Below are 12,655 nucleotides of genomic sequence, written 5' to 3'. Positions count from 1 at the left end.
TGCTAAATCACATCCCAAGAAGCGGGTAGGGCGGAAGTTAGGTGGTTGATGAAAGTTTTAACTTTTAACGTCATGGCGTGATGGTCACGAAAACAGGCGTAAAACTCCAGCGGTTCATTATCTGCATGCATGATGGAAGGGTTGCTTGTGTCTTGCTGAAACAATGAGATTAACTTTCCACTTTTAATCAGTGGATTAGCTATAAATGCAGCTAGTCTTGCAATGCCTGCGCCGGCAATGGCTAGTTCAGCCAGTGAGTTGATGTCGTTACTGATAATCGAAGGTTTAAGTTCAGGCTCAAAGCGTAGTTCGTCGCGCAGAAACCCCCAGTTTAGTAACCGCCCGCTGGTGGGCATACGAAACATCAGGCAGTCGTGTCGCTGCAAGTCCTCGGGCGTATGTGGCTCCCCTTTAAGAGCAATATAAGCAGGCGATGCGCAAAACAATACAGGAACGACGGCAATCCTTTTTGCAACCAAGCCAAGCTCTAATTGCTGTTTGAATCGGATGCTGATATCAATATCTTCTTTGACGTGATCAATATTCTGGTCTGTAAGAAGCAACTCTATCGATAGTTTTGGATACATGGCTGTAAATGATGGAATGATGGCCGAGAGTACATGTCGACCAAACGCCGCTGACGTTGCTATTCTCAGCCGCCCTTGAGGCTCACCTTGAAGCTCTGTCACTAAAGATTGTGCGTTCTCAATATCATTGATGACATGGCGCACTTTTTCATAATAAATCGCACCGACTTCCGTTAAAGCTAAACTGCGCGTTGTTCGTGTCAGCAAACGTGCGTTCAGTGACGCTTCAAGCCTAATAATATTTTGACTGGCTGCCGCTGGGGTAATGCCTTGCATACGCGCAGCAGCTGCAATACTCCCGCCTTCTATTGCTTTAACAAAGCTTTCTATGCTTCTTAGTGTATCCATATTGCTATCGATTTTTAGTGTTATTCGATAGTTTATATTTAAACTGAGGATAGTGTTAGTGCTCTATGCACGAGTTAAGTTAGGGATTAAAGTTGCATCCTAATCTTTATCTTCAAGGACTATGATGAAAATTCCTCACCGATATACCGGTTACGTGTTTGCATTTTTTATGGCTACTATCATGGCACTTTTGATGTGTACCATCATTGTTGCTGCCAATAGCGGTATCGGTGCTGGTTACTTGCAACGCTTAATTCATGCTTACACATTGGCCATGCCATCTGCGTTTGTATGCATACTTTTTGTAAGACCTATTGTGGTTAAATTAATGTCTTGGGTTGTTGAAGCGCAATAATTATCAGGGTGTTATTGAAGGCCTGCAAACTTGTTAACCGTGAATCACTAGTTTGCAGGCTATATTTTTCTGATATGATTAACAAAATGTAAGCATTTGTAACAAATTGTTTGGTGCGGGTATCCAACGGCGGATTGCTGCATTAAACAGATAGCGTAAGTTATTTGAGCCAACGTAGGCTCGTATTTAATTGGGTGTTTCAAGACAAAGGCGTCTTGATAATTGACTATTCTTTTTAAAGAGTTGGTCGGTTGTCATGCGCCTTTTTTTTCGTCTAAATTTTGTGTTAGTAATGATTCGGTTGCAGTGATGTTGATTGGATATAGAGGTAATTAGGATGAGCTATTACAAGGGCTTTGAAGTAGATGATCGTTTGTATGGAGTGATTCGCCATATGAATGGTGTTGAAAACTATCGTGATGATTTACAAAAGCAACAGGTAGCTTGGGATTACTTGTCGGTATTAGGGCAACTGGCAAAGTTGGACACTGAGCTATCTAAAACACGTAAAGAGTTTACCCAGTTGACCGGAACATTATTGAATCAATTGGGGCTGGAGTTACTGAATAAATCGGTGCGTCAATATGGATTTAAGGCGCAAGTGGCGATTAATATCATGATTCGCAATCTGTTTGAACGTACTGCGGATATCGGCTTTATTGCAACGGATGATGATGTTTGTGCGTATCTGCAACTGCTGGAGTCTGATCCCGAGTCTGGGATTTTAAATGAGAAACGCCAGTATTTATTAGACCGATTTGAGCAGTATGTTGCTAAATATTCTGTTTATCACAATATTATTTTGTTAGATACCAAAGGTAATGTGGTATTGCAGCTAGACCAGAGTAATCCTGTAGCGCAATCTAAAGACGCTTTAATTATGGAGTCATTGCATACGGAAAACGCTTATGTGGAAAATTTCAGGTATAGCGATTTATCACCTAATGAGCAAAATAGCCTAATTTACTCCTATCGCGTTGTATCACCAGATGATGGCCACGCCTTGGGGGTGATATGCCTGTGCTTTAAATTCAAAAATGAGTGTTATGGCATTTTTGCGGGTTTGTTAGCAAATGATCAATTGGCGATAGTTAGTTTACTCAATCAAGATGGTAGAGTCATTGCAAGCAGCTCTGACAAAGTAGCTTTAAACGCAAAGTTTAAACCAGCGTTAGAGCAAGATTATAGCTTGGTGAATTATGAAGGCGTTGAATACTTTTGCTGTGCAAGGCAAACCGACGGTTTCCAAGGCTATCATGGTTCTGGCTGGCTTGGGTTTGTGATGGTGCCCCTTAGAAAGATATTTAGCCAACAGTCTAATGTGGCAATAGATTTAGCTCCTGCATTGCTTGATTCTGTTATGCAGGGGGCATTATTTAATGCAGAGATTAAAAATATCCCAGTTAGCGCAAGCCAAATTCAGCGTGAGTTGAATCGATTAGTGTGGAACGGAAACGTACAGCAGGCTACAGATAAAAGCAGCAGTGATGCGGTAGTGTCTAAAGTGCTACTGAGCGAGATTAAACACACCGGCGTGTTAACCAAGCATATATTTGAGAACTCCATTGCGGATATTCAAAAAACCGTGATTGCGTCTGTGCTACAAGACAGCATGAATATGGCCGCACTCGCCATAGATATTATGGACCGCAATTTATACGAGCGCGCTAACGACTGCCGCTGGTGGGCACTTACCACAACATTTAGAAGTTTGATGAGCAAGCAGGCACTGCAAACACAAGATATAAGTGAAATACAGTCTGTGTTGCAATATATTAATAGCCTGTATACCGTTTATGGCAACATCATTATGTTTGATACACAAGGCAGGGTGATTGCTGTTTCTAACCCGCAGGAGCATAACTTACAGGGGCAGGTGTTAACAGAGCCGTGGGTGAAAAAAGCGCTGGCATTAAAATCAGCACAGGATTATGTAGTCTCAGATTTTATTGCTACTCCTTTGTATAACGCCTTACCTAGCTATATTTATGCGGCTGCTATCCATGCGATGGATGATGAGCAGGTGTTAGGTGGAATCGGTATTGTATTTGATGCGGCACCGCAGTTTTTAGCAATGCTGCGGGATGTACTGCCACAGGACAAATTAGAAAGTGTGCTGGAAGGGCAACTTGATTATAGTTTTGCGGTTTATACAGATGCTGATAAATCGGTGATTGCCTCTACCCGTAATACTGTCTTAGCTGGCGATTTGTTTGATATCAGCGATGACTTTTTTGCACTAGCACACGGGCAGTCTATGTGCAAAGTGGTGACATTAGAGCATAAGAACTACGCAGTAGGGTGCAGTAAATCGTCTGGTTATCGTGAATACAAAGGCACTGCCGACCACTACCAGCAAGAGGTATTTGCGTTTGTGCTGATTTATCTGGGCGAGGAAACACAATCGGTGCAGCAGGTAGCGTCGCTCAAACCTGTGTATGTGCAGCACTCTATGCATAACAGTATTTACAATTTGCAACTTGCTACATTTTATGTAGATAATAACTGGTTAGCACTGAGCGCCAACCAGGTCGCCAGTGCGATTCAAGTGGATACGCACCTGCCAATTTCAGGCGGTGAGCAAGATATAGTGGCGGGTTATTTGATGTATAGAGGTAACTCTCTGGCGCTTGTGCACACGTGCATGCTTTTAGGTGGCGCTAAGCCGGTGAATCAAAAAATTACAGAAGTAGTCGTTGTTAAAATTGATAGTGAATATATCGGGCTGGTTGTAGATGCACTGGGCGAAATGATGGACGTTGCGATGGAGCAGATCCGTCCAGTAGGAGCTGAGATATCCGCTTACAACCAGATAGTGAAGTCATTGGTGCTATCTAGCTCGCAGAATCTACAAGAGCCTATGTTGCAAATTATTGATGTTGAACAGCTGAGTCATTGCTTGCAGGAAACAGCCGAGGCTTAAGTTAACCGCAATCGCTTGTCTTTGTTTTGATATTAGCTAAAGCTTAGATAAAGATTTAAGTGCTGACTCAAATTCGTTTATAGGTACCGGTTTGCCAAGCAGATAGCCTTGGAAATGTGTACAGCCACTTTGGAATAAATAAGCACGTTGAGCTTCGGTTTCTACCCCTTCAGCAATCGTATCCAAACCAAGGCTTTGTGCCATCGCTATTATGGTGCGGATAATCACTCTGTTGCTTTCATCCACGGTGATGTCACGCACAAATGACTGATCAATTTTTAATTGATTAAGCGGCAAACGCTTGAGATACTGGAGTGAAGAGTAGCCTGTGCCAAAGTCATCGAGTGAGAACCGAACGCCAATTGTTTGTAATCTACTCATGATGCTGATCGTATCTTCAATCGAGTTAAGCAGCATGCTTTCCGTAATCTCAAGTTTTAGTAGATTAGGGTTGATAGCATACTTGTTAATTGTGTTTTGTACGGTAGCGGTGAAATCTACTTGATGCAACTGCTTGGCGCTTACATTCACAGATAAGACTAAATGTTGGGTGCGCGCGTCTTGCTGCCATTGTTTAAGTTGCGCACAGGCTGTATCTAGTACCCAAGAGCCGATAGGGATAATTAAATCGGTTTCCTCTGCCAGCGGTATAAATTTTGCTGGCGAAATTAACCCTAGCTCAGGGTGTGGCCAGCGGATAAGCGCTTCAGCGCCTATGGCTTGCCCGTGGCTGTCTAGCTGTATTTGGTAATACAACTGAAATTGCTGCTCATAGATAGCAAAATTTAAATCACGTTCAAGCTCAACACGTGCATTAATACTGGTTTGCATTTCTGGGTCAAAGAAGCATATTGCATTGCGCCCAAGCTTTTTAGCTTGGTACATGGCAATATCCGCTTGTTTAAGTAATTCATCTTGCGATTGTTCGTGATGATGAAACAGCGCGGCACCAATACTGCAAGTGATTTGGTGTTCGTACTCACCTAAGTGGTAGGGCTGGCTTAGTCGGTATAAAATCTTTTCCCCGATTAATTTGGTTTTAGACGCAGCTTCATCCAATTGCAGGCTTAGGTCTTCTAGCGTAATCACAAACTCGTCGCCACCTAGTCTGGCCACCGTATCACCTTCGCGCACGCAGTTATTTAACCTCTCCGCTACCTGAAGCAACAGCATATCGCCAACCGCATGCCCCAGTGAGTCATTAAGGTTTTTAAAGTTATCTAAATCTATAAATAATAATGCGCCTTTGTTTTGGCTACGAGCACTAGAGGCGAGAGCATGGTTTAAGCGGTCAATAAATAAGCGTCGATTAGGAAGGTGGGTAAGTGGGTCGTAAAAAGCTAATACTTCTATTTCTTTTGCGGCAGCCTTGTTAGAGGTAATGTCTGCCATCGTTGCTACATAATTAGTAACGATGCCATATTGGTCTTTGACTGCGGTAATTGTGAGGTATTCTGGGTAAGTTTCACCATTTTTACGTCGATTCCAAATTTCTCCGCTCCATGAGCCTTTATTTGTAATGCTTTCCCACATGTCGTTATAAAAACTTGCGTCACTCTTACCAGAGCTAAGGATGCGCGGGTTTTTGCCAATGACCTCATCAGCAGAATAGCCGGTAATAGCGCTAAATGCATGGTTAACGCGCAGAATGATATTGTTTGCATCTGTTACTATCATTCCCTCTTGCGCTTCAAATACGTATGCGGATATTTTTAGCTCATTTTCTATAGTTTTTCGTTCGGTAATGTTGTGGCTAATGCCTAGAACGCCAGTAACGTTCCCTTGTTCATCATAGATTGCAGTTTTTGTAGTTTCCAGTAGCTCAGAGTGACCATCATCGGCAAAAGTAATCCATTCTTCATTGATGCACGGTACGCTGCTTGCCATTGCTTTTCTGTCATTTTCTCTGAAAGAGTCCGCAAGCGTAATATCAACGAAATCGTAATCAGTTTTTCCGACAATCTCAGACTCTTTTTTTCCAAAGAACCTTTCAAAGCGAGAGTTACAAGTGAGGTATATCCCGTCAGGACTTTTTAGCCAGACTAAGTCGGGAATGGCGGTGAGTAGTCCCCTTAGGCGTGATTCGCTGTCCTGCAGTGCATGTCTGGAGAGTTGATGTTGTGTTGTGTCTCTTAGTACACCAATAATGCGTGTTGGCTCTCCAATTGCGTTACGGGCGACGGCTACTCCTTGTTCAAGTATCCATTTAATATTGCCGTTGTTATCAATAATGCGATGCTCACTGATGTAGGTTTTGGTTTTATTGTGTAAATAGTCGTGTACGCTTGAAAATACATAGGGCTTATCCTCCGGGTGGATGTTGCTCTCCCAGGTGTCCATGTCATTATTGATGATGCCGTGACTTAAACCATGTATTTCTGCCCATTTACTTGAGTAATACGTTTTATTGGTTTCTAGATTCCAATCCCAAACGCCGTCACTTGTCCCCTCTATTGCAAATCGCCATCTGTTTTCTGTTTCAATGCGTTTTGTCATTTCATCACGCAATGTTTTGAGTGTGTAAAACAAAATGCCAATACCAATCAGCAAGCTAATTAGCATGACGACTTGCGCCACTCCAACTTTCAACGACGCCAGCTTCTGTCGTTCATTTGATCTGTTTTGCACGGCAATATCAAATGCATGCAATTTTGAAGTCAGTAAATTAGTGAGGTGGTTGATGTTGCCTTCAGTAATGATAGAAATACTAGGACCAACGATAACTAAGCCGCCTTTAGTCGGTAAGATAGACTCAGACTCATTAATGGACTCTCTAAAAATCTCTTCGACGCTCTTAATCTGGCGTTGCATTTCAAGGTTTTGTCCCGCCATTTTCTTAATTGTGGACAATGACTGGAAAACATTGGAACGTATAGATTGCAGGTTTTCTAACAGACTAGGGGTTGGATTATGCAGATACTGAGTAATCAGAGATTTGTGGTCATAAAATCCGCTTTGCAGATTTTTAGATAGGTTCAGTAACTGATAGGTTTGCTCTAGCGTATATGCAGAGATTTTGCTTTGCTCTGTACTGGTGAGCATTGCCGCAGAGGAGATGATTAACATTCCTAGCGACAGCATGATATTAAAAACAATAAATTTGGGGTGTTTGAATGAAAGCTTTAAGGATAGACTTTCATTCATCATATTGCCTGCCTTTAATAAATACAACATGGCTGACGTTGCTAGTTTTTGTGCTGGCATTGGGTGCAGCGCCTAAAGTTCAAATAATTTTATTACCGTGGCTCAGGTTATTTTATTTTGCCTAGGCTTGGTTTGATATAAATCAATCCATATCTGTTTTGCTTTTAATTAAGGGAGTGGCTTTTTATTTCTTGCATTTGACGCTAACTTATTACAGATTAATGAATACAAAAATGACGTATTAAGCGCTATTTGCAAATGCTTTTGTATGATTGTTAAAGTAGAGCAGCACGGCATGATAAAATTTGCGCCTATGAATGTGAGTAAACCTGATAATTTAATTCCTGCTAATTTTGAACATGCGTTACATAGCTGTATGCTGGCTGATCGCCATGCATTGCGCCGTAAAATGCAGGAAATCAAATCGCTACAAAAACTTGCGGATGAAAAGTCACTAGCCAAAGCTCAGCGCATGGTCAATGAAGTCGTGCAAAAGATGCATGCCTCGCAGCAAAAGTATCAATTGCGTTTAGCGCAATTGCCTAAGCCAGAGTATCCGTTAGAACTTCCAGTGAGTGGAAAGCGTGATGAAATCGCAACTGCAATCACTAAGCACCAAGTGGTGATTGTGTGCGGTGAAACCGGCTCAGGTAAAACCACGCAGTTACCCAAAATTTGTTTAGAGCTCGGGCGCGGTGTTTCCGGATTCATCGGCCATACCCAGCCGCGCCGTATTGCCGCAAGGTCTGTCGCTAGCCGTATTGCACAAGAGCTAAAAACGCCATTAGGCGAAGCTGTCGGCTACAAGGTACGATTTAATGATAAGTTATCAGAATCTAGCTACGTTAAGCTGATGACAGATGGTATTTTGCTGGCAGAAACGCAGGGTGATAAGTTTCTAAATGCTTACGACACCATTATCATTGATGAGGCGCATGAGCGTAGCCTCAATATCGACTTTCTGCTGGGTTATCTTAAACAGCTGTTACCCAAACGCCCCGATTTAAAAGTGATTGTCACGTCAGCAACCATTGATGCCGATCGCTTTTCACAACACTTTAACGGCGCCCCTGTAATTGAAGTTTCTGGGCGCACTTTCCCCGTAGAAATCCGCTACCGTCCATTAGGCGCAGCCGGATTCCGCGCACGTGAAGTGGCCGAGGCAGAGAACGCTCAATTTGATTTAGATGATGAGACTGTTTTTGGCATTGCGCGCAAAGCGAAAACAGAAGCGCGTTGGCTGGAAGAAGACGACGAAGAAGAGGCGATTGAAGAAGCCATTTTAGATGCGGCCGATGATTTGCTGCGTCAGGGTGATGGCGATATTCTGGTGTTTTTACCAGGTGAGCGCGAGATTCGTGATGTAGCAGACCACTTACGCAAGTATCAAGGGCGCTCAGCCAAGCTTAAGCACATAGAAGTACTGCCTTTGTTTGCCCGTTTAAGCATTGAAGATCAGCAGAAGATATTTAGAAGCCATAGCAGCAGGCGCATTGTGCTGGCAACCAATGTGGCCGAAACTTCGCTGACAGTACCTGGCATTAAATACGTGATTGATGCAGGTCTGGCGCGGGTTAACCGCTATAGTACACGCGCAAAAGTTGAGCAGCTACAGATTGAAAAAATTAGTCAAGCCGCCGCTAAACAGCGTGCAGGGCGCTGTGGTCGGGTTTCAAACGGTATTTGTGTGCGGCTCTATTCCGAGCAGGATTTTAATGGCCGCCCAGAGTTTACTGAGCCAGAAATCTTACGCAGCTCACTGGCCGCAGTAATTTTGCGCATGGCTGCGTTGCGTTTAGGCGATGTAACCGAGTTTCCATTTATTGAAGCACCTTCATCACGTTTGATTGCCGATGGTTATTTGCTATTGCAGGAGCTTGGTGCGGTAGACTCGCGTCGCCAAATTACAGATACGGGTTTGCAATTAGCGAAACTACCTCTGGACCCGCGTGTAGGGCGCATGATACTTGCTGCCAAGCGCGAGCATTGCTTAAAAGAAATATTGATTATTGCCAGTGTGCTTAGCATACAAGACCCACGTGAGCGTCCAATGGATAAGCGCGAAGCGGCGGATAATGCACATGCCAAGTTTGCGGGTGAGGGCTCAGATTTTATGAGCTATCTCAAACTATGGGATTTCTTCGATAACGCACTCAAAACTAAAAAGTCGAATAAAGACTTGCTCAACCAATGTCATAGTAACTTCTTATCATTCTTACGCTTGAAAGAGTGGCGTGAGTTACACGGACAATTGCTAGATATTGTTTCCGAGATGGAATTTAAGCTCAATGAGCAAGAGGCTAACTTTGAGCAGATTCACAAAGCACTACTCGCAGGCTTGTTAGGTAATATTGGCTTTAAAGATGGTGATAGTGATTCATATGCGGGTGCACGCAGCATTCGCTTCCATGTTGCGCCAGGCTCAACGCTCAAAAAGACGCGTCCAAAGTGGGTAATGGCTGCCGAGCTGGTTGATACCTCTAAACTCTATGCGCGTGGTGTGGCAAAAATTGAGCCTGATTGGATAGAGCCACTGGCCAGAGGTCTTACCGATAGCCACTATTCAGACCCGCGCTGGGATAGAAAAATGGGTATGGTCAACGCATGGGAGCGCGTGAGCTTGTATGGCTTGACGATTATTCCAAAGCGCCGTGTGCATTATGGTCCGATTAACGCGGCTGAATCGCGTGAGATATTTATACGTGAAGCGCTTGCGAATGGCGAGTTTGACACTAAAGCTGCATTTTTTACCGCTAACGAGCGCTTGATTGCAGAGGTTGAAGAGTTGGAGCATAAAGCACGCCGTCAGGACGTGTTGGTGGATGAGCATAAACTTTTTGCTTTTTACGATGCCAAAATACCTGCTGATATTTTTAATGCCGCAAGTTTTGAAAAGTGGCGGGCAGACGCTGAAAAAGTATCACCAAGGCTGTTATACCTAACGCGTGATGATTTGATGCGCCATGGTGCAGATGCCATTACGGCCGTGCAATTTCCTGAGAAGGTCATGTTAGATGGTGTTGAAACTAATTTGAAGTATCGTTTTGAGCCGGGCCACGTGCTGGATGGCGTGACCGCAACGGTACCGCTCGCCTTATTGAATCAGTTAAATCCAGTGCAAACAGAGTGGCTAGTACCGGGCATGCTGCGCGAGAAAATCACTTATTTGATTAAAGCACTGCCTAAAACGTTTAGGCGTGTGTGTGTGCCTGTACCGGAGTTTGTCACCGGGTTTTTGGATGATGTAAACGAGCAGTTCTCACAACCAATGCTAGACGCGCTAGCCTCTTACATACAGCGTAAAACCACGCTTAAAATTAGCAAAGAAGATTGGAACCTGAGCGACATACCGCCACACCATTTAATGAATTTTAGTGTGCTGGATGATGGTGGCAGGGAACTGGCAATGGGGCGTGACTGGAATGCCCTGAAAAAGCAGCTGGGTTCAGCCGCGCAGCTTACCTTTAGAAATACTTCACCAGATATTGAAAAAACCGGTTTAAAACAGTGGGATTTTGGCGATTTGCCACAGACACTAAGTTTTGAACGAGATGGCCTAAAAGTGACAGGCTATCCCGCGCTAGAAGATGCGCATGACAGTATCGCGGTTAAGCTGTTTGATACAGAGCGCGAGGCTGCGCTTAGCCATCGCAAAGGTGTGTGCCGCCTGATGCGTTTTGAGCTAAAAGAGCAGATGAAGCAGCTGGAAAAAAGCCTACCAAACTTTAATCAGTATGCGATGGTCTTGCGTAATGTGATGTCGGCAGATGATTTGCGTGAGGATATGATTTTAGCGATTGCAGACCGTGCCTTTATTGGTGAAGATGATTTGCCGCGCACCAACGCAGAGTTTATGGTGTTAAAGCAACGTGCCAGAACGCGTTTGCCAGCTGTGACGCAAGCGGTGGCTCGGCAAGCGCAGGCTATTGCCACTGAGTATCAGTTGTTGGTGCAAAAGCAAAGCCAAATGGCAACTACCGCCAATAGGCTAAAGCGTGATTTAGAGCAACAAATTGGCTTGCTAGTGTACAAAGGATGTTTTTACCAAACACCTTGGGAGCAATTGCAGCACATCCCTCGTTATTTAAAAGCGCTGCGACTACGTATCGAGAAGCATCCGGCTAACCCGGATCGCGATGGTAAAAATGCGGCAAGCGTTGGCTTGGTTTGGCAAAAATGGCAAGATAAAGTCAATGCTTTGAATACTGCACATTTAGATGTTCCACAGCATTTGCAGGATTTTAGATGGTTAATTGAAGAACTGCGTGTATCTTTGTTTGCGCAAGAGCTTAAAACACCGTTCCCCGTGTCGCTCAAGCGGCTTGAAAAAACTTGGGCAGACATGCGCTTTTAATCTCCATGTATTCAGATCAAATTAATAACAATCAGGTTGAAGAAAACTTTGATGAGTTTTTAGCGCGAGCGCTCAAATTCAAGCCTGTTAACGAGCAACTGATACGCGTGAATATCAGCCGTAATACTTTACTCGCGATTGTTATTTCTATCTTGGTTCATTTGGCTATTTTCTTTCTCGCACCAAAAGTTCAGTTTGATCAGCCACCGGCTAGCACAGCCAGCACTATTGAAGTTAGCTTAGCGCCGCCTAAGCGTGCACCAGCCGCTGCAGTAGCGCCGCAGCCTAAAGCAGAACCTCCGGTTAAAGTTGAGCCCAAGGTAGAGCCTGTAAAAAGCAAACCAATAGTAAAACCAAAGCAAAAAGTGATTGCAAATATACCAACCACGATTGCTGATTCAAGCTTAAAGGTGCCAGATGCACCTAAGCCACCGCCGCCGGTGCCGGAGAATAAGCTGGACCCTGCTAAGTTCCCAGATATGGCCTCTTACATGAAGGCGGTGCAGGCGAGCAGGCAGGGCACTGAGTATGACGCAGCACGGCAAAATGCGGAGGCAATAGCTAAAGAGCGAGGGCCGAGTGCCGAGCAACTTAGAGATGAGCGCATTAAAAACAACTTTAAAAGTGGTACTAACGGTATTTTTGAAATTACCAGCAGAAGCTCACGTCACGCGACTTTTGCCTTTAAAGGCTGGACTAATGATTATAGCAACGCCAAGCTTCAGTACTTTGAGGTGGAGGCTAGCAGCGGCCAAGATATTCGCTTGATGATTGTGAAACGGATGATTGCACTAATCCGTGAGCATTATCAGGGCGATTTTACTTGGGAGTCACATCGACTTGCGCGTTCGGTCACCCAATCTGCACGCTTAGAGGACAATGCCGGTTTGGAAGACTTCTTAATGATGGAGTTTTTTGGTAGTAATTACCGAAATAACTAAGGG

Annotated in this window: 6 protein-coding genes; 4 read left to right on the top strand and 2 right to left on the bottom strand. The window is 44.1% G+C overall.

The window, feature by feature from the left end; all coding sequences use genetic code 11:
* Positions 1 to 2: 2 nt before the first annotated feature.
* The gene (locus VGD82_RS04410) at positions 3 to 935 is read right to left on the bottom strand and encodes a LysR family transcriptional regulator (RefSeq protein WP_331019234.1); all 933 of its coding nucleotides are present in this window, start codon (positions 933 to 935) and stop codon (positions 3 to 5) included.
* 121 nt (positions 936 to 1,056) lie between these two features.
* On the opposite strand from VGD82_RS04410, the gene VGD82_RS04405 reads away from it, so the two are divergent.
* Positions 1,057 to 1,290, top strand: a complete 234-nt coding sequence (locus VGD82_RS04405; protein ID WP_331019233.1) for a DUF2798 domain-containing protein — start codon at positions 1,057 to 1,059, stop codon at positions 1,288 to 1,290.
* A gap of 337 nt (positions 1,291 to 1,627) precedes the next feature.
* Positions 1,628 to 4,213, top strand: coding sequence for a chemotaxis protein CheW (locus tag VGD82_RS04400; protein ID WP_331019232.1), 2,586 nt, complete (start codon positions 1,628 to 1,630; stop codon positions 4,211 to 4,213).
* Between the two features lie 36 nt (positions 4,214 to 4,249).
* Here the strand turns inward: VGD82_RS04400 and VGD82_RS04395 are convergent, their stop codons facing one another.
* Positions 4,250 to 7,417 (bottom strand): EAL domain-containing protein, encoded by a 3,168-nt coding sequence (locus VGD82_RS04395; RefSeq protein ID WP_331019231.1) that lies wholly within the window; start codon positions 7,415 to 7,417, stop codon positions 4,250 to 4,252.
* A gap of 208 nt (positions 7,418 to 7,625) precedes the next feature.
* Between VGD82_RS04395 and hrpA the strand changes: the two genes are divergently transcribed.
* Both hrpA and VGD82_RS04385 read left to right on the top strand, forming a co-directional pair.
* Positions 7,626 to 11,711: an ATP-dependent RNA helicase HrpA gene (gene hrpA / locus VGD82_RS04390; protein ID WP_414684455.1), complete on the top strand. Its 4,086-nt coding sequence runs from the start codon at positions 7,626 to 7,628 to the stop codon at positions 11,709 to 11,711.
* Positions 11,712 to 11,716: 5 nt separating this feature from the next.
* Positions 11,717 to 12,652: a hypothetical protein gene (locus tag VGD82_RS04385; protein WP_331019230.1), complete on the top strand. Its 936-nt coding sequence runs from the start codon at positions 11,717 to 11,719 to the stop codon at positions 12,650 to 12,652.
* The last annotated feature ends 3 nt before the right edge of the window (positions 12,653 to 12,655 follow it).

Origin of the sequence: Methylotenera sp., assembly GCF_036401095.1 — a bacterium.
Classification (GTDB): Bacteria; Pseudomonadota; Gammaproteobacteria; order Burkholderiales; family Methylophilaceae; genus Methylotenera.
Note: the sequence above shows the minus strand (reverse complement) of the source record. Positions and strands in the feature narration are given on the sequence as shown.

What these genes read in the sequence shown, in the direction of transcription:
- VGD82_RS04410 (WP_331019234.1), bottom strand. Translation starts at nt 935, where the DNA reads ATGGATACACTAAGAAGCATAGAAAGCTTTGTTAAAGCAATAGAAGGC.
- VGD82_RS04405 (WP_331019233.1), top strand. Translation starts at nt 1,057, where the DNA reads ATGATGAAAATTCCTCACCGATATACCGGTTACGTGTTTGCATTTTTT.
- VGD82_RS04400 (WP_331019232.1), top strand. Translation starts at nt 1,628, where the DNA reads ATGAGCTATTACAAGGGCTTTGAAGTAGATGATCGTTTGTATGGAGTG.
- VGD82_RS04395 (WP_331019231.1), bottom strand. Translation starts at nt 7,417, where the DNA reads ATGCCAGCACAAAAACTAGCAACGTCAGCCATGTTGTATTTATTAAAG.
- hrpA (WP_414684455.1), top strand. Translation starts at nt 7,626, where the DNA reads ATGATTGTTAAAGTAGAGCAGCACGGCATGATAAAATTTGCGCCTATG.
- VGD82_RS04385 (WP_331019230.1), top strand. Translation starts at nt 11,717, where the DNA reads ATGTATTCAGATCAAATTAATAACAATCAGGTTGAAGAAAACTTTGAT.